We start from the raw sequence: 17,199 nt of genomic DNA, 5'->3' as shown, positions 1-17,199 counted from the left end.
GCCTCTTTCCGCTTTTTTCTTTTCTAATCTAAGCACTTTTCAGCAGCGGCTCACCGTAAACACAATAGCGGTTCTTGCCACCACGCTTGGCTTGATACATCGCTTCATCTGCCCGCTTGAGCAGCTGACTGAAATGATCATCCAGCGACACATGTCGATTTTTGATATCTCGCGTCGTAAGGTTCAGTACGCCAATACTGCAGCCAATCTGTAAGTTCCGTCCCTGGAAGGGAAAGGGTTTTCTCAGTTCTTCACAGATTGAACCCGCCAATTTCTCGACCTGCGCTAACGTCTCTTGTTTATTTATCAAGACAACAAATTCATCTCCGCCCAATCTCGCGACCATATCATTTCGCGATACCAACTTTTGCAATCGCCGCGCTGTGCCTCTCAGCACGTGATCACCGGCGTCATGACCCACGTCATCGTTTACCGCCTTGAAGCCGTCCAGATCGATAAACAACAACGAAAGCCCTTCGTTGTATTTTTCATTCTCCAGGCGGCCGCGAAAGTTTTCTTCAAAGAATCCCCGGTTCGGCAAGCGGGTGAGTGCGTCATGACGCGCCTTGTGTTCCGCTTCCGCTTTTTCCGTTTTGTGCAATTTGACTTCGGATATCAGTCCTCGCGTTCTCAGCGTTAGGAGAATAACGACAGCACTGACCAGCATCGCGATCTGAATGGAATACCTGATACTTTTCTCAGCCGAAGCAATCTGCGCAGCAAGTTCCTGGTTGCTGGCATCAATCCGCGCTTTTTGTGTGTCGACCAAGCTCTCAAGTTCCAGCGTCAGGCTTTTAAGGGTTGGGGTAATACTGCTTCGCATTAATTTACTGTCTGCGCGCCAGTCAGGGCCAGAATGAATACTTATCACCGTATTCAAATGTTCTCGGTATTCCTGAAGCCCCTGACTAAATTCATCCAGAAAATCCAAGAGAAACGGTTGGCTCTTTTCCAACTCAGCGCGAAGGGCCTGCTGATGCTGGTTGACTCCGGCTAAATATAAATTGACGTCGGCAATCGCATTGTCATTGCGAAATGCCAGAAAATTTCGCAATGAACTGACCACCATCGCCCAATTGTATTTCAGACTATCTGACATCTCGCTGATGCGACCGCTGGCATCAGATGATGTCAATTCAAGCGACAGTTCACTCAGCAAGAGATTCATTTCAATACCGAGCGGCTCCATCCAATCTGCCGCAATACCTACCGCCGGCATATTTCGTTTTACATTAGATGCTAAATCGAGCATCTGCCGATTGTGGTTTTTAATTTCATCCACCATCGAGCGAATGCGATGTAACTGATTCGCATCTTCAGGATTGTCATTTCCCTTTGTCAGAGTAATCAGCTGGTCCAGCGTTTGATCAATGTCACTCACCTTGGCACTATAAAGCTCGATATTCGCTTCGTCCTGCTCAACCATATAATTTCCGAGCACAGTCAAGCTTTGATAGAAGTGCGTGGTCAGTTGCATGGCGCTGAGCATTTTCGGCTGGTACTGCTGGGTAACCTGCGCCAGTTTTTGCTGTGTATTGGAGAAATTAATCAATGAAACCACAGCAATTGAAAATAGCATGACAGCCAGCAGCCCTCCGGCTGCCCACAATTTTTCTTTGGTGCCAAATCGACTCACGGCGCTCTCCGGTTGGGTGCGCTGAATACTTGAGCAAAGATGTAATCGCGTTCAGCCACATGCTTGTGGCAACTCGCGCACTGCTCATCGATATTGGGATCGCTGCCTTTGCCTCGCAACAGCACTTTGCCGGCGGCATCAAATTGCAAATACTCCCAATCCCCATTTTCGGCATCGTAACCGGGCTCACGCTTGATCATGGCTGTCACCGTGAGAGATTTTTCCGGCTTGCCATCAACGATCGAAAAATTTTCCTTTAATATCGTTGTGCCGCGCGGATACGTCACGTAATCCGGCATACCATCGAATTCATCCGGATCTTCATACCACGCAATATACTGTGTGTAGTTTGTTTGGTAGGCCTGCGCACCCAAGTCGGAATAGACCACCACAAACTGATTCCAATGCAATCCGGAATACTCAAACCCGGTTAATCGGGTCCAGGTTTGACGGTAGTCTTCCAGCTTTTCACGATCACTTTCCGGGATATCAAAAAGTTTTACCTTGTGCGGGTCTTCACCTGACAGCGCTACCGCTACCGAAACAAGCCCCACCGCTACGACACTCAACACCACTCGCTTCCACATAAATTAGCGCTCCAGAACAAAGGAGCCGCGAGTTTTCCCTTTTTTCGTCAGGGTAGCGGTCCAGGTAGAGGGATCGTTTAAATCAATAACAACCGGGTCGTATTTGGGAATTCGAAGGAGTAATTGTGCAGCGGCATCGGGCACACCTTCGAGAGAAATACTGTAGTCTGAAGTTGCGGAGGAGAATTCCATGACTTTCGAGTAGGCGGCATCAACCGCTGCGATATAGGTCCGCATTTTCGGGTGTATCTTGCAGCCGATGCGAACCAGTGAATCCGCCTTCCAGTCGACGGGGATATTTTTTTCGCCACCGGGCGGCATCAATCCCACATCAAACCGTGCACCAGATTTCATGTCATTGGCAAAGATATTGTGATCAACCTCGTCTGAATTTTTAAACACCACCGCTTGGCCCGGCGCGGCAACGACCAGCGATTCGGTAAACGATTTGTCGACCTGATCTACCACCGCCTGGCTTTGTTCACCTAGATCACCCGGCACATACAGCAAAGCCGTTTTGGGTGGGCGCTTTTCGAATTGCAACCGGACTGTGTAGTCAGCCGCGAGTACCGACGGGCTAAGACCCAGAAGGCTCAGCAATAAACCGCCATACACTGTGTTAAAACGATACATAAAAATTTTACTCCAGAACCTCAGCGGGGTATTTCAGGGCGTTTGATTAAGATGGGGCTTTCCAGCGCGCCCATAAACGCCAACAAATCATTGATGTCACGCTGGGTCAGGTTCAGGGGCTGAATCAAATCACTTCGATTGTGTCCTTCACCGCCTCCGCGATTATAAAATTCGAGAACGCTCAACAGATTGGGGAGAGAACCGTCGTGCATATACGGCGCACTTAAGGTTACGTTGCGTAAGCCTGGCGTTTTGAAGGCGCCACGCAAATGAGGCGCATCGACCACCTCGGCTCTTCCGGGGTCGTCTCCACCCAAACCCAAGTTGTGAAAACTGTCATCCGTCAGGTTGGCACCGCTATGGCATTCAATGCAGCGTCCTTTACCAACAAACAGTGCGAGCCCGCGTTTGGCTTCGGGGCCCAAGGCATTTTTATCACCGGCTAGGTGGCGATCGAATGGCGAGTTATCGGAAACAATGGCCCGCATAAACGATGCCAGTGCCCGACCAATGGTTTCCTCGGTCAGACCCTCTTCATACACGGCGTTAAATTCATTTCGATAGTGCGCGACCGCTGTCAGCCGCTCTTGCAGAACCGCCATCGGCAGGTTCATTTCCGCTTCCGCGACAATCGGCATAAGGGCCTGCTCTTCAAGCGTTGCCGCTCGGCCGTCCCAGAAGAAAACACTACCCCACGCCAGGTTATAAATAGACGGCGTGTGACGCCCGAGTGGCTGGCCATCGGAACCCGGGCTCAGGGGTAGACCATCACCAAAGCCCAGTTCCGGGTTGTGGCAACTCGCGCAGGATCGGGAATGGTCATGAGATAAGCGCGGATCAAAGAACAGCGTTTTGCCTAATTGAATTTCTCGCCAACTCGGCGGCTCATCTTCCGGATACTCGATCAACAGAGGATCAGGTCGACTCAACGGCGTATTGGCCAGACTTTCGCTTGTTAGCGCTATCGCTATAAAGGCAAAAAAAATTCCGCAGCGAGACAGTAAGGTACGCATCTTCTACTCCAAAGTGCCGGCTGGCATGTGCAGGGCACAATGTCAGAAGGAAACTCTCAATTGTGGAGTATAGAAAGAGGCCCAGCGGCCCCTCTATAGCGAATTACCCTTAGGCAAGTAGTTAGTGATCAGGAGTTGATCTTGCTGATGATGCCGTCGAGCTGATCGAGGTTGGCGTATTTGATCACCAGTTTGCCCGCGCCCTTGGCGCTGTGCTGCACTTGTACCGGTGAGCCGAGCTGCTCGGACAGATCGTCCTGCAGTTTTTTGATATCGGGGTCGAGTTTTTTCGGGGCAGTTTGGGCGGGATTCTTCTGCTCTTCACCCAGGCGGCGCACCAGCGCTTCGGTCTGACGCACGGACAGGCCGCGACCGACAATTTGCGATGCTGCAGAGGCCTGCATATCGCTAGGCAGGGCCAACAGTGCCCGGGCATGTCCCATTTCCAGATCACCGTGCTCTAGCATGCGCTGAACTTCGTCGCGTAGATTGGTCAGGCGCAGCAGGTTGGTAATCGTGGTGCGGGATTTACCTACCGCCTCAGCTACCTGAGCGTGGGTGAGTTCGAATTCGCGCTGCAGGCGTTGCAGGGCCAGCGCCTCTTCCATGGGGTTGAGGTCTTCGCGCTGAATGTTTTCGATCAGCGCCATCGCCACCGCGGCCTCGTCGGGCACCTCGCGGATCAGGGCCGGAATGGTGTCGAGGCCGGCCAACTGAGTAGCGCGCCAGCGGCGTTCACCCGCAATGATTTCAAAGCGCTTGTCGCTGATCGGGCGCACCACGATTGGCTGCATCACGCCCTGGGATTTGATCGACTCGGCCAGTTCTTCCAGCGCTTCCGGCTGCATGTCCCGGCGCGGTTGGTATTTGCCGCGCTGAATCAGGTCGACCGGCAGATCGCGCAGTTCACCGTCTGCGGGTTTGCCGGGCTTTGTCTGACCCGGTTGGGTGTCGCCAGCGCCTTGCAGAGGAACGGTTTCCGGGGGAGTTGTGGCAGCCGCCTGACTGCCGAGCAGGGCGTCAAGTCCACGCCCCAAACCACGTTTTTTTGCCATTATCCTTCAGACCGAATCAGTTGCAGATCGGGCGTTTCGCGCGTCTGCGGTTTATCTCCGCGTCGGAGCATTTCACCGGCCAGGGCGATATAGGCCATTGCTCCTTTCGAATCCTTGTCGTAGTGAATCACCGGCATGCCGTGACTCGGGGCCTCCGCCAGCCGCACATTGCGCGGAATCACCGTACGGTAGACCTTGTCGCCAAAGTGATTGTAGAGCTGGGTGGAGACATCGTTGGTGAGACTGTTGCGCGGATCGTACATGGTGCGCAGCAAGCCTTCAATTTCCAGTTCCGGGTTGATCAGCTGTTTTACCCGATTCACCGTGTTGATCAGCGCCGTCAAACCTTCCAGCGCGTAGTACTCACACTGCATGGGAATAATCACCCCATGTGAAGCAGCCAGCGCATTAACGGTAAGCATGTTCAGCGAGGGCGGGCAGTCGATAAGGATAAAATCGTAGTCATCGAGCACTGGCACCAAACCTTCGCGCAAGCGAAATTCACGACCAATCTCGTTGATCAGCTCCACTTCCGCCGCGGTCAGATCCTGGTTGGCTCCGAGCAGATCATAACCGGCGTCGAGCTTGGTCAGGATGGCCTCGCGGGCCGTGCTGCTGCCGACCAGAACATCGTAGATGCTGTTGTCGAGGTCGTTTTTATCCACCCCGCTGCCCATGCTGGCATTGCCCTGGGGATCGAGGTCGATCAACAGCACCCGACGCCGGGTCGCGACCAGCGACGCAGCCAGGTTGACGCTGGTGGTGGTTTTACCGACCCCGCCTTTCTGATTGGTGATTGCAAATATTTTTGCCATGCTGTCCCCGTTCAGGGCATTGGTTGTTCGCTTAGTGCGGCCTGCCTCACTCGGGGAGGCCGATTTTTATCAGGTGTCTATCGCCCGTCAGGCCCGGTACTGCCAGCGCGTGGGAACTCTTGACGATATAGGGTTTTGGTAACTGACTCAACTCCTCGGTCGGATAGACGCCCTTCATGGCGAGCAGTTCGCCGCCCTGAATCAGCAGCGGCCCACAGTCGCGGGTCATATCCGCCAGCGAGGCAAAGGCCCGTGACAGAATCCCCTCGTACACCGGTTCCAGCTGGCCCGATTCAATGCGCAGGTTATGCACTCTGACATTGGGCAGGCCCAACTCGGCGACCACCTGAGTCAAAAAGCGGGTTTTTTTGCCATTACTGTCGAGCAGCTCGAACTGTTTATCCGGGTAGACGATGGCTAGCGGAATGCCCGGCAGGCCGGCGCCGGTCCCCACGTCCAGCAGGCGCTGGCGGGTGATATAGGGCACCACCGTCAGCGAATCCAGCAGGTGCTTGATAACCATTTCCTGCGGATCGCGAATGGCCGTGAGGTTGTAGGCCCGGTTCCACTTCACAAGAAGGGCCAGATAGCGCAACAAAAGATCGGTCTGGGTTTCAGACAGGTCGAGGTCGAGCGCCTTCAGCCCCCGCTCAAGCAGGTCGCGTTCGGCCATCAGGCCGTTTTGCTGCTACGGTCGAGCAGGCCCCGTTTTTTCAGATAAATCAGCAAGAGCGATACCGCCGCCGGAGTCACACCGGGAATGCGCGAGGCCTGCGCCAGGGTTTCCGGGCGGGCATTGCCGAGCTTTTGCTTGATCTCGTTGGAGAGACCTTCCACGGTCTGATAATCAAAATCCAGCGGCAGCGCGGTGTGCTCAAAGCGCCGCAGGCGCTCGATTTCCTCGGTCTGACGGTCGATATAACCGGCGTACTTAACCCCGATTTCGATCTGTTCGGCTACCTGTAAGTTAGTACTTGCTTCGCCTTTTAATCCAGCAACATCGAAGTAATTCAGCTCCGGGCGCTTAAGCAGATCCAGCAGATTGTGCTCGCGGCTGATCGGCGTCGGAATTTTCTCGTTAAGCTGAGCTGCCTCCGGGGTATTGGGCTGAATCCAAGTGCTCGCCATGCGCTGTCGCTCGCGCTCAACCGTTTCGCGCTTGTCGCAGAAGGCCGCCCAGCGCACATCATCCACCAGGCCCAGTTCGCGTCCCTTTTCGGTCAGGCGGGCATCGGCATTGTCTTCGCGCAGCAGCAAGCGGTATTCGGCGCGGGAAGTGAACATGCGGTAGGGCTCGAGGGTGCCCATGGTGATCAGGTCGTCCACCAGCACACCGATGTAGGCTTCGTCGCGCTTGGGACACCAGGCCTCTTTGTCCGCCGCTTTCAAGGCCGCATTCAAACCGGCCAGCAGACCTTGAGCGCCGGCCTCTTCGTAACCGGTGGTGCCGTTTATCTGCCCCGCGAAGAACAGGTTTTCGATGACCTTGGTTTCCAGCGAGGTTTTCAGATCCCGCGGGTCGAAGTAATCGTATTCGATGGCGTAACCGGGCCGGGTGATATGGGCCTGTTCAAACCCCTTAATCGAGCGCACCAGATTCATCTGCACGTCAAAGGGCAGGCTGGTGGATATCCCGTTCGGATAGAGCTCATGGGTATTCAGCCCTTCGGGTTCGATAAACACCTGATGGCTGTTTTTGTCCGCAAAGCGGTGCACCTTGTCTTCAATCGACGGGCAATAGCGCGGGCCCACCCCTTCGATCACACCGGTGTACATGGGTGAGCGATCAAGCCCCCCCTGAATAATCTCGTGGGTGCGCTCGTTGGTGTGGGTAATCCAGCAGCAGGTCTGTTGCGGGTGCATGTCGAGACTGCCGATGTAGGACATCACCGGTTCCGGCTGGTCGCCCCACTGCTCCTGCAAACCCTCGAAGTTAACGGATTTAGCGTCGATGCGCGGTGGGGTGCCCGTTTTCAGTCGATCCACCCGCAGCGGCAACTCGCGCAGACGGCTAGCCAGCGCAATCGCCGGGGGATCACCGGCCCGGCCACCGCTGTGATTATCGAGGCCAATATGAATCTTGCCACCGAGGAAGGTGCCAGTGGTCAATACCACGGTTTTGGCGCGAAAACGGATGCCCGTATTGGTGATGGCACCACAGACGCGCTCGCCTTCGACGATCAGATCGTCCACAGCCTGTTGAAAAATAGACAGATTCTGCTGGTTTTCCAGCATTTCGCGGATGGCGGCCTTGTACAGCACGCGGTCCGCTTGGGCGCGGGTTGCTCGTACCGCCGGGCCTTTGCGGGCATTCAGTACCCGGAACTGGATGCCACCGCGATCAGTGGCCAAGGCCATAGCACCGCCGAGGGCGTCGATTTCCTTGACCAGGTGGCTTTTGCCGATCCCGCCGATGGCCGGATTACAAGACATCTGGCCCAAGGTTTCGATGTTATGGGTCAGTAGCAGGGTTTTGGCGCCCATGCGCGCAGCCGCCAGACACGCTTCGGTGCCAGCGTGGCCGCCGCCGATGACGATGACGTCAAATTGCTCGGGGTAATCCACCGCAAAAACCTGCTCAGAGCTGAAAGGGAGTGTGATTATACGGGCCGGATTTCGCACTGCAATAAGCTGGTGAAAATTTAATCAGTGCGTGTTTTTAAAAAAGTTATTAAATAAAAAAGGTTATTTAGGTAAGTAAGAAAGGAATATTGTTGTTGTAGTTACTATTAGTCGGCGGATAAATGTGGATAAACCTATTAAGTTATTGAAAGTAAATAAATAAATCGCCATAACAAGTACGCGTACAACCACCCTTCAAAGCTGTTGGCTCGGTGGTGACCAACGCTGAAGGGATTGGGGATAAGTATTTATACCGATTTTCCGTCCACAGGTTTAAAACTTATCCCCCAAGTTATACACAGATTGTCCCCCTGCTGTGCCCGCTCAATTAACAGAAAATATTTTCAAAAATTAAGGGCTTGTGGCGACTATTTGATCAATTTTCCTCGCTCTGAACAGGAGGTAGAGAAGCGGACCGATGGATCTGAAGTGGGGAGATTTGTCGATTCGCTTGTTCTCGATGATTTCGACCTTTGGCACGGCACAGGACGTCACCGCAGAGGAGTTGCGGGTGGAGAGTTTTTTCCCTATGGATGAGGATACGACCCGACAACTACAGGCTCTGACCTGAGATTATTTGCCGATACAGAAACTGGAGAAGATTTTGCCGAGCAAATCGTCAGGCGTAAATTCGCCAGTGATGGTACTCAACGCATTCTGACTCAGGCGCAGTTCTTCGGCGAGTAGCTCTCCGGCCCGATAAACCACCAACTGTTCCCTACCCTGTTCGAAATGCGTCTTCGCTTCAAGCAGTGCATCAATATGCCGCTGGCGGGCAGTAAACTGACTGTCGCTGCCACCGTGGTAGCCCATGCAGTCTTTCAAATGCTCGCGCAGTTTATCGATACCCTGTTGGGCTTTAGCGGAAAGATTCAGCGCGTGATGGTCACTGCTTTCGCCAATCGCTAAACCCGAGAGGTCCGCTTTGTTGTAGATGGCGGTAAGTTTGTCGCGATGAGGCTCGAACTGTTTTAAAAGATCATCGGCGCTGCTTGGATCGGTGGAATCAATCACCAGCAGAATACGGTCGGCGTCATCAATTACTTGCCAGGCGCGGCGAATGCCTTCCTGCTCAACTAGATCACTGCTGTCGCGCAATCCGGCAGTGTCGATCACATGCAGGGGCATACCATCGATCAAAATGGTTTCGCGCAGTACATCGCGGGTGGTACCGGCAATGTCGGTAACGATGGCAGATTCGCGCCCGGCCAGTGCATTGAGCAAACTGGATTTACCGGCATTGGGTTTGCCGGCAATAGCGACCGTCATGCCTTCGCGCAACAAGGCGCCTTGTTTGGCATTGGCTAACAGATTATTTAAATCGCGGTCGAGATTTTCCAGTCCGCGCTGCACTGTTTCGTCGCTGAGAAAATCCACTTCTTCTTCGGGAAAATCGATGGCGGCTTCTACGTACATGCGCAGATGAATTAGCGCCTCAACCAAGGCGTTAACCTGGCGACTGAATTCTCCTTCCAGTGAACGCACGGCATTTTTCGCGGCCTGTTCTGAAGCACTGTCAATCAGGTCGGCGATGGCTTCGGCCTGTGCCAAATCAATTTTGTCATTGAGAAAGGCGCGCTCGGAAAACTCACCCGGCTTTGCCGGTCGCGCGCCCAAGCGACAGATCTCTCTCAATAATAATTGAAGTACCACCGGCCCACCGTGGCCTTGCAGTTCGAGAACGTCTTCACCGGTAAAAGAATTCGGTCCGGGAAAAAACAGAGCGAGTCCGCTGTCTAGCGCCTCAATTTCATTGTTAGATGATGAGTAAAAGTTGGAGAAGTGAGCGTATCGCGGCTTAAGGGATTTGTTATTCAGAATGGCGCAGGCAATGTCGAGGCTCTTGGGCCCGGAGATACGAATAACGCCGACACCACCGCGCCCGGCCGGGGTGGCGATGGCGGCAATGGTGTCGGTCTGATAGGTCATTTAGCTTTTGGCAGCATTCTTCTCAATACTGCGGGTAATAATATATTGCTGAGCAATCGACAGCAGGTTGTTCACCACCCAGTACAGTACCAGACCGGCCGGGAAGAACAGGAAGAAGAAGGTGAAGATCACCGGCAGCCACTGCATGATCTTGGCCTGCATCGGATCCGGCGGCGGCGGATTCAGTTTCTGCTGAATAAACATGGAGGCACCCATGATGATCGGCAGAATAAAGTAGGGGTCCATCGCCGACAGGTCATTGATCCAGCCAAAGAAAGGCGCATGTCGCAGTTCGACGCTTTCCATTAACACCCAGTACAGAGCGATAAAGACAGGCATCTGAACCAGAATCGGCAGACAGCCACCGAGCGGGTTGATCTTCTCTTTCTTGTAGAGCTCCATCATCGCCTGCGACTGCTTTGCGCGGTCGTCAGAGTGACGTTCGCGAATTTCCAGCAGCTTGGGTTGCACGCGGCGCATATTGGCCATGGAGCGGAAGGCGGTGGCGTTGAGCTGGAAGAAAATAATTTTCACCAGCAGGGTGACGCCGATAATCGCCAGACCCCAGTTGCCCACCAGTTTGTGGATCTGGGTCAGCAGCCAGAACAGGGGTTGGGCAATCCACCACAGCCAGCCGTAGTCCACGCTCAGTTCCAGACCTTCGGAAATCTCTTCTAGGGCGTACTGATCTTTCGGGCCCACATAGAGTTGTGCCGTCAGATGGCCACTGGATTTCGGTGCCACGGTCTGGGCGGCTGAGGTGTAGCGGGCAATATTGTCACCGCTGCGGGTCACCGAGGTAGAGAAGTAATTTTGCTGATCTGCCGGCGGAATCCAGGCACTCAAAAAATAGTGCTGAAGCATGGCAATCCAGCCGCCCTGCATTTCCAGCTTCAGCGGCTTGTCGCGCATCTTGTCGAAGGCCAGCTTTTCAAAGCGTTCCTCGGTGGTGCGGTAGGCCACACCCAGGAAGGGTTGCATACCCATCATGCCGTTGTTCTGGCTGGAAGGGTCCTGACTGTTGTCGCGCTTGAGCTGGGTAAACAGCACGCCCTGCCAGTCGGTGTCGCTGCGGTTGTCGATTTCGTAATCCAGTTCAACCACGTAGGAACCACGGTTGAAGCGGTAATGTTTGTAAATGGTGACCTCACGGCTCTGACCGTAAGCGAGGGTCACGGTCAGCTCGTCCTGACCTTCGCTCAGTGTGTAACTGGCGTGATCGGTAACAAAGGTTGGGCGACCGTCGCGAGTGTCAGTGCCGTTTTTGCCGATCAAACCGCTCTGGGCAATGTATTCGCGCTGGCGATTCTGCTCGAGAATCACAAAGGGCTCGTCTGGAGTGTCGATCTCGGCATAGTGCTCGGGCAGGGCCGCATAGACGATGTCGCCGCCGGCAAGATCAATGGTGAGCTGCAGCACGTCAGTGCTCACGGAGACGGTATCGCTGCTGTGGCCAGAACTCAGCTCGGCCTCTTCCGTGGCAGGCGAAACCTCCGGGATATCTTCCAGCGATGTGGCGTTTCCGTTAGTCGCATTGATCGGTGCGGTCGTTTGTTCGGCCTGGGCGCTAACGGCGGCGGGTTCCTGCTGGCGGAATGCGGCCCATTCCACAACCAGCATAAACGACAGTACCGCGATCGCGGCGATCAGCAAGGTGCGTTGTATATCCATTATGACTGAGGTGCCTGCGTTGAAGTTTTGATTTTGGGTTTCCCGCTGGGTACGGGGTCGTAGCCGCCGGGGTTAAAGGGGTGGCAGCGGCAGAGTCGGCGCGTGGCAAGCCAGCTGCCACGCAGACTGCCGTGCTGTTCCACCGCTTCTAGCGCGTATTCGGAACAGCTGGGGTAAAAGCGGCAGTGGCTGGCCATCAGTGGGCTGATGGCGTAGCGGTACAGACGAATCAGGGCTGTCAGTATCACTCGCATGACTTGGCTTCTTGTTCCTGCTGCTGCCGCCGTGCCTGCTTTTCGACCCGACGTTGAAGTTGCTTCCACAGCTGATTACAGCTGTCGTGAAGCTGAGGGTTGTCTAGTGTATCCAATCCTCTGCGCGCAAGCACTACGATATCCAGACCGGTGACGACCTGTTGCTGGCGGAAGCTTTCTCGAATAATGCGTTTGACCCGATTGCGCTGAACCGCAAGTCGGACGTTCTTCTTTGCAATGACCAAGCCGAGACGGGCGTGAGGAAGGTGATTGGGTACAGCGAGGAACAGCAGTTCCGGGGAGGAGACTTTCAGGCGGGCGTGATCAAAGACGTTTTTGAAATCCCGCGCGTTCAGCAACCGTGACGCCTTTCCAAACTCTGCGTTCGTCACGGTGCTGGATAACCATCGCGAATGCCCGATCAGGCAGCGAGACGCTTACGACCTTTGGCACGACGACGGGCCAGGACTTTGCGGCCGTTCTTGGTTGCCATGCGGGCACGGAAACCGTGGGTGCGCTTGCGTTTCAGAACGCTGGGTTGAAAAGTTCTTTTCATGAGTCTGCTCCAAAGCCGCCGGTTGGGCTTTCCTGCTTCCTATATATAAGAAGGAAGACTTTGCTGTCGTTCTGCCAGTGAAGTTACAAAGCACCGGCGCTAAAATTCAGGATCGCGAATTCTAGAGAATATTGGCGGTAAAGGCAATGAATTTTTCAGGGGGTGCAAGATGCTGTGCGTTGGCGCCAAGGAAAGCCTGGTGGGGTTTGTAAGCGCTCACGTGGCCCTTGCCGAACAGGTTATGCACAGTTAAATACCAGGGTTATACACAATTGTTTCCTGTTAGATAAATATAAAATTATTATAATTTATAAAATATACTAAGTTATTGAAAAATAAAAGATAAAAATAAAGTCAACAGGAAAAATTTTTAAATTTCCCTGTGGATAAAGCCCGAAAACACGCGTTAGAATAGCCCCTCTTTCGCGGGAACCTACCCGTTTTGGGGATAAACTGATCGCACATAGCGAACAGGTTTTTTGTAGTCCATACAATAACAATGATAACAAGGCAGGAGATTTTGCAGTGCCGGAAGCCGCTTGGGAACAATGTTTAAATCACTTACAGAGCGAGCTGCCATCACAGCAGTTTAACACGTGGATTCGACCGCTGCGGGCGGTCGCCAACGGCAGCCAGCTACAATTACTCGCCCCTAACCGTTTTATCAAGGATTGGGTAGTCGACCGCTATCTGGACAGAATTTCTCAGATCGTTGGGGAGGTCAGTACTACGCCCGGTTGTGATGTGGTGGTTGATATTGGTGCCCGAGCGCCCATTCGCCCGATCGGGAGTCCGCCTGAGCGACCTGCGGCGATGCAGTCCTTCGCCGATGCTCGAACGATGCCTGCCTCCGAGCCTGCAAGCGCCGATCCGCGTCAGTCAGCTCCGGTCCAAGCTAGCCGGGTTGCCCCGCAGCCCGCCAAGGCGGCACCGCGTCGGGTAGAAGTTGAAGGCGGTATTCGGCATCAAAGCTCGCTGATTGAAAACCACACCTTTGAGACCTTTGTCGAAGGTAAATCGAATCAGCTTGCCCGTGCGGCGGCCATGCAGGTAGCGGAAAATCCCGGTCAGGCCTATAACCCGGTGTTCCTCTATGGCGGCGTCGGTTTGGGTAAAACCCACCTGATGCATGCGGTGGGCAACGCCATGCTCAAACAGAAGCCTGATGCCAAAATTGTGTATCTGCATTCCGAGCGCTTCGTGGCCGATATGGTCAAGGCCCTGTCGCTGAACGCGATTAACGAATTCAAGCGCTACTACCGCAGCGTTGATGCCCTGTTGATTGACGATATCCAGTTTTTCGCCAACAAGGATCGCTCCCAGGAAGAGTTCTTCCACACCTTTAATGCCCTGTTGGAAGGCGGGCAGCAGATGATTCTGACCTGTGACCGCTACCCTAAAGAAATCAATGGGTTGGAAGAGCGACTGAAATCCCGTTTTGGATGGGGTCTGACGGTTGCCGTCGAACCGCCCGAGCTGGAAACCCGGGTAGCGATTTTGATGAAAAAGGCGGAGCAGGAGAAAATCGACCTACCCCAGGATGCCGCCTTTTTTATAGGTCAGCGGGTACGCTCCAATGTTCGCGAACTGGAAGGCGCGCTTAAGCGCGTGATCGCCAGCGCCCGCTTTATGGCTCGCTCGATCGATATACCGCTGATTCGCGAATCGCTGAAAGATTTGCTGGCCCTGCAAGATAAGCAAGTCAGTGTGGATAATATTCAGCGCACGGTTGCCGAGTACTATAAGATCAAGGTGGCTGATTTGACCTCCAAGCGTCGTAGCCGCTCGGTTGCCCGCCCTCGTCAACTTGCCATGGCGCTGGCCAAGGAATTGACCAACCAGAGTTTGCCGGAGATTGGGGATAGTTTTGGCGGGCGCGACCACACCACGGTCTTACATGCCTGTCGTAAAATCAAGGAGTTGCGCGAAACCAGCGCTGACATCCGCGAAGACTATCAGAATCTGCTCCGCTCACTCACGACCTGACCCTTGCAGGGTACTGCTTTTATTGCATTTTTTGGCCCGGCGGCATAGGACTTTGCCGCCGGGTGCCGTATGATTACTGCTGAAAAATGAATCAATAATTCCAATTGGGATCGCCTGCCGACTATGAAATTTACCATTGCCCGCGAGGCCTTGCTGAAACCCCTTAATCTGGTTGCCGGTGTTGTTGAGCGCCGCCAGACTCTGGCCATTCTGGCCAACGTCCAGCTGGTGCTGGAAGGACAGGAACTATCCCTTACCGGGACAGACCTGGAAGTGGAATTGATTGGTCGGGTGGAATTGCCCTCCCCGCCAGCCTCCGAGGGCGAGATTACGGTGCCGGCACGCAAGCTGGTAGATATCTGTAAATCTCTGCCCGATGGTTCCGAAATCGAGTTTTCGCTGGACGAAAACCGCCTGATTCTTAAATCCGGTCGTAGTCGCTTTACCCTCTCTACCCTGCCCGCGTCAGATTTCCCCAGCGTTGATCAGACCGAATCGGGTCAAAGCTTTACCGTTAAGCAGGGTGATATTAAGCGCTTGATCGAGAAAACCTCCTTCGCGATGGCTCAGCAAGATGTTCGCTACTACCTCAACGGTATGTTGTGGGAGCTGGCAACTGGGCATTTGCGTACGGTCGCAACCGACGGTCACCGCCTCGCCATGTGTACCCTCACCGCCGAGCTTGGTATCAGCCAAAATGCGCAAGTGATAGTGCCGCGCAAAGGCGTCAACGAGCTGGTCCGGCTGCTGATGGATGATGATCACGATGCGGATATCCTGCTCAGCAATAACCATCTGCGCGTGGTAACGCCCGGCTTTACCTTCACTTCTAAGCTGATTGACGGCAAGTTCCCGGATTACGAGCGGGTTCTTCCGCGCAGCAGTACCAAAGAGGTGTTGGGCGATCGCGGCGTGTTGCGTCAAGCCTTTGGTCGTACGGCGATTCTATCCAACGAAAAATACCGCGGCATACGCCTGCTGCTGACCAGTGGCGAGCTGAAAATCCAGGCCAATAACCCGGAGCAAGAAGAAGCAGAAGAGATTATTGCTGTGGATTACGAAGGTGCGGATCTCGAGATTGGTTTTAACGTCAGTTATCTGATGGATGTGCTGTCGGTGATGACCAGCGATAGCGTTAAGATTCTGCTGTCTGATTCCAATAGCAGTGCCCTGCTGGAAGAGCCCGAAGCTAGCGAATGTAGCTATGTTGTTATGCCCATGCGGCTGTAAGCGCCGCGTGTTGTCGGGTGTACGCAGAGAGAGGTGGCCTAGGCCACCTTTTTTTTCGCTGAATGCCGGTCTAGCAAGATGATACTGACAGACATAGAGCTTAAGAATTTCCGCATTATCGAGTCAGCCCAGTTAAGCGGCCTGGAGTCGGTAAACCTGATTACCGGTAGCAATGGCTCCGGTAAAACTTCCTTGCTGGAAGCGATCCACGTTCTCGGCCACGGTCGTTCCTTTAGAACGCGAAAATGGCAAAGGTTGGTGCGGTATGAGACCTCGGCCTTTCGGGTTATTGGTAAGGGCAGCTCGACTCGGGGAGAAATCAGGCTGGGTGTCGAGCGCAAGCTTATGGAGTCTTCGCCCTTAGTTAGGCTGAATGGGGAAACCCTGAAGGCTACTAGTGAGCTCGCTTCTGTGCTGCCAATCCAGATTTTGGATAGTGCTGGGTTCTCACTATTGGCGGGCCCACCGGAATTTCGACGACAACTATTAGATTGGGCAGTGTTTCACGTGGAACCTTCCCGGTTTCTCACCGCCTGGCGTCGTTACCAGAAGGCATTGAAGCATCGAAACGCCCTGCTACGGTCGTCGGGTGTCAACGCTCGCGCCCTCGCGCCTTGGACCGAGGAGCTGGCAACACAGGGTGAGCTTATCCATTCCCTCCGGATGAACCAGTTAGACAAGCTCTTGCCACTGCTACTGGAAATGCATTCAGCGCTGAACAGCGACGTGGCCGTGCCGGTGGACGTAAAGCTTGCGTACTATCCCGGCTGGAATCGGGATGAATCGGATCTTCAAACGAAACTGAATAAAGAGATCGATCGCGATATTGAGCTCGGCTATACCCGGGATGGGCCTCATCGCGCAGATTTACGTGTTAAGAGCGCAGGTCAGCCCGTAGCTGAGGTGTTCTCCCGGGGACAGTTAAAGTCGCTTGTGGCTGCTTTTAGGCTCTCGCAGGCGAAGTTATTGCGTCAATATGGTATAAAGAGTGTCTTTCTGATCGATGATTTAGCGGCGGAGTTAGATGCCGAAAGGCGCGGCCGATTCATCGGTGAGTTATTGAAATTGGACTGTCAGAGCTTTTTTACCGCGATCAATGAGGCGGACCTGAGCAGCTGCTTTGGGTCGGCAACAATAAAAAGGTTTCACGTGGAACATGGTCGCGTTACCCCCCTACCCTGACCTGCCCCCTGGCTGGTGTTAAGAGGAATA

General features: G+C 54.0%; 17 protein-coding genes. 4 read left to right on the top strand and 13 right to left on the bottom strand.

Annotated features, from left to right (window positions below):
• Positions 1-28: 28 nt before the first annotated feature.
• From FHR99_RS14685 to mnmG, 8 genes are all read right to left on the bottom strand, one after another.
• Entirely contained in the window at positions 29-1,636 is a 1,608-nt protein-coding gene (locus FHR99_RS14685; RefSeq protein ID WP_183411459.1) for a diguanylate cyclase domain-containing protein, read from the bottom strand.
• On the bottom strand, positions 1,633-2,223 hold the full coding sequence (locus FHR99_RS14680; protein ID WP_183411458.1) for a cytochrome P460 family protein: 591 nt from the start codon (positions 2,221-2,223) through the stop codon (positions 1,633-1,635). Before FHR99_RS14680 ends, FHR99_RS14685 begins: the two co-directional genes overlap by 4 nt.
• A gap of 3 nt (positions 2,224-2,226) precedes the next feature.
• Positions 2,227-2,856, bottom strand: a complete 630-nt coding sequence (locus FHR99_RS14675; RefSeq protein WP_183411457.1) for a cupredoxin domain-containing protein — start codon at positions 2,854-2,856, stop codon at positions 2,227-2,229.
• A gap of 20 nt (positions 2,857-2,876) precedes the next feature.
• Complete coding sequence (locus FHR99_RS14670; RefSeq protein ID WP_183411456.1) at positions 2,877-3,869, bottom strand: cytochrome-c peroxidase; 993 nt, start codon at positions 3,867-3,869, stop codon at positions 2,877-2,879.
• Positions 3,870-3,997: 128 nt separating this feature from the next.
• Entirely contained in the window at positions 3,998-4,924 is a 927-nt protein-coding gene (locus FHR99_RS14665) for a ParB/RepB/Spo0J family partition protein (RefSeq protein WP_183411455.1), read from the bottom strand.
• The gene (locus FHR99_RS14660; protein WP_183411454.1) at positions 4,924-5,739 is read right to left on the bottom strand and encodes a ParA family protein; all 816 of its coding nucleotides are present in this window, start codon (positions 5,737-5,739) and stop codon (positions 4,924-4,926) included. Before FHR99_RS14660 ends, FHR99_RS14665 begins: the two co-directional genes overlap by 1 nt.
• Before the next feature lie 46 nt (positions 5,740-5,785).
• The gene (gene rsmG / locus FHR99_RS14655; protein ID WP_183411453.1) at positions 5,786-6,412 is read right to left on the bottom strand and encodes a 16S rRNA (guanine(527)-N(7))-methyltransferase RsmG; all 627 of its coding nucleotides are present in this window, start codon (positions 6,410-6,412) and stop codon (positions 5,786-5,788) included.
• Positions 6,412-8,304, bottom strand: a complete 1,893-nt coding sequence (gene mnmG, locus FHR99_RS14650; RefSeq protein WP_183411452.1) for a tRNA uridine-5-carboxymethylaminomethyl(34) synthesis enzyme MnmG — start codon at positions 8,302-8,304, stop codon at positions 6,412-6,414. The genes rsmG and mnmG overlap by 1 nt, the downstream gene beginning before the upstream one ends.
• 475 nt (positions 8,305-8,779) lie before the next feature.
• On the opposite strand from mnmG, the gene FHR99_RS14645 reads away from it, so the two are divergent.
• Positions 8,780-8,932, top strand: a complete 153-nt coding sequence (locus FHR99_RS14645; RefSeq protein ID WP_183411451.1) for a hypothetical protein — start codon at positions 8,780-8,782, stop codon at positions 8,930-8,932.
• 2 nt (positions 8,933-8,934) lie between these two features.
• Here FHR99_RS14645 and mnmE read toward each other — a convergent pair whose 3' ends face one another.
• Genes mnmE through rpmH form a run of 5 tightly spaced genes read right to left on the bottom strand, consistent with a single transcriptional unit; the run spans position 8,935 to position 12,771 of the window.
• Positions 8,935-10,290, bottom strand: coding sequence for a tRNA uridine-5-carboxymethylaminomethyl(34) synthesis GTPase MnmE (gene mnmE, locus FHR99_RS14640; RefSeq protein WP_183411450.1), 1,356 nt, complete (start codon positions 10,288-10,290; stop codon positions 8,935-8,937).
• Positions 10,291-11,961: a membrane protein insertase YidC gene (yidC, locus tag FHR99_RS14635; RefSeq protein ID WP_183411449.1), complete on the bottom strand. Its 1,671-nt coding sequence runs from the start codon at positions 11,959-11,961 to the stop codon at positions 10,291-10,293.
• Entirely contained in the window at positions 11,961-12,215 is a 255-nt protein-coding gene (yidD, locus tag FHR99_RS14630; protein WP_183411448.1) for a membrane protein insertion efficiency factor YidD, read from the bottom strand. The genes yidC and yidD overlap by 1 nt, the downstream gene beginning before the upstream one ends.
• Positions 12,206-12,607 (bottom strand): ribonuclease P protein component, encoded by a 402-nt coding sequence (rnpA, locus tag FHR99_RS14625; protein ID WP_183411447.1) that lies wholly within the window; start codon positions 12,605-12,607, stop codon positions 12,206-12,208. The genes yidD and rnpA overlap by 10 nt, the downstream gene beginning before the upstream one ends.
• 29 nt (positions 12,608-12,636) lie before the next feature.
• A complete protein-coding gene (rpmH, locus tag FHR99_RS14620; RefSeq protein ID WP_183411446.1) occupies positions 12,637-12,771 on the bottom strand; it encodes a 50S ribosomal protein L34 in 135 nt (44 codons plus the stop codon).
• Positions 12,772-13,296: 525 nt separating this feature from the next.
• On the opposite strand from rpmH, the gene dnaA reads away from it, so the two are divergent.
• The 3 genes from dnaA (at position 13,297) to recF (ending at position 17,169) form a co-directional block, all read left to right on the top strand.
• Entirely contained in the window at positions 13,297-14,757 is a 1,461-nt protein-coding gene (dnaA, locus tag FHR99_RS14615) for a chromosomal replication initiator protein DnaA (RefSeq protein WP_183411445.1), read from the top strand.
• 123 nt (positions 14,758-14,880) lie between these two features.
• A complete protein-coding gene (dnaN, locus tag FHR99_RS14610; RefSeq protein WP_183411444.1) occupies positions 14,881-15,987 on the top strand; it encodes a DNA polymerase III subunit beta in 1,107 nt (368 codons plus the stop codon).
• Between the two features lie 78 nt (positions 15,988-16,065).
• On the top strand, positions 16,066-17,169 hold the full coding sequence (gene recF / locus FHR99_RS14605; RefSeq protein WP_183411443.1) for a DNA replication/repair protein RecF: 1,104 nt from the start codon (positions 16,066-16,068) through the stop codon (positions 17,167-17,169).
• Positions 17,170-17,199: the final 30 nt, after the last annotated feature.

The organism is Litorivivens lipolytica (assembly GCF_014191715.1).
Classification (GTDB): Bacteria; Pseudomonadota; Gammaproteobacteria; order Pseudomonadales; family Spongiibacteraceae; genus Litorivivens; species Litorivivens lipolytica.
The sequence above is the reverse complement of the archived record's forward strand: the minus strand, read 5'-3'. Positions and strand labels throughout refer to the sequence as shown.

Coding starts and splice junctions, on each gene's coding strand:
- FHR99_RS14680 (WP_183411458.1), bottom strand. CDS start 2,223: ATGTGGAAGCGAGTGGTGTTGAGTGTCGTAGCGGTGGGGCTTGTTTCG.
- FHR99_RS14675 (WP_183411457.1), bottom strand. CDS start 2,856: ATGTATCGTTTTAACACAGTGTATGGCGGTTTATTGCTGAGCCTTCTG.
- FHR99_RS14670 (WP_183411456.1), bottom strand. CDS start 3,869: ATGCGTACCTTACTGTCTCGCTGCGGAATTTTTTTTGCCTTTATAGCG.
- FHR99_RS14665 (WP_183411455.1), bottom strand. CDS start 4,924: ATGGCAAAAAAACGTGGTTTGGGGCGTGGACTTGACGCCCTGCTCGGC.
- FHR99_RS14660 (WP_183411454.1), bottom strand. CDS start 5,739: ATGGCAAAAATATTTGCAATCACCAATCAGAAAGGCGGGGTCGGTAAA.
- rsmG (WP_183411453.1), bottom strand. CDS start 6,412: ATGGCCGAACGCGACCTGCTTGAGCGGGGGCTGAAGGCGCTCGACCTC.
- FHR99_RS14645 (WP_183411451.1), top strand. CDS start 8,780: ATGGATCTGAAGTGGGGAGATTTGTCGATTCGCTTGTTCTCGATGATT.
- mnmE (WP_183411450.1), bottom strand. CDS start 10,290: ATGACCTATCAGACCGACACCATTGCCGCCATCGCCACCCCGGCCGGG.
- yidC (WP_183411449.1), bottom strand. CDS start 11,961: ATGGATATACAACGCACCTTGCTGATCGCCGCGATCGCGGTACTGTCG.
- yidD (WP_183411448.1), bottom strand. CDS start 12,215: ATGCGAGTGATACTGACAGCCCTGATTCGTCTGTACCGCTACGCCATC.
- rpmH (WP_183411446.1), bottom strand. CDS start 12,771: ATGAAAAGAACTTTTCAACCCAGCGTTCTGAAACGCAAGCGCACCCAC.
- dnaN (WP_183411444.1), top strand. CDS start 14,881: ATGAAATTTACCATTGCCCGCGAGGCCTTGCTGAAACCCCTTAATCTG.
- recF (WP_183411443.1), top strand. CDS start 16,066: ATGATACTGACAGACATAGAGCTTAAGAATTTCCGCATTATCGAGTCA.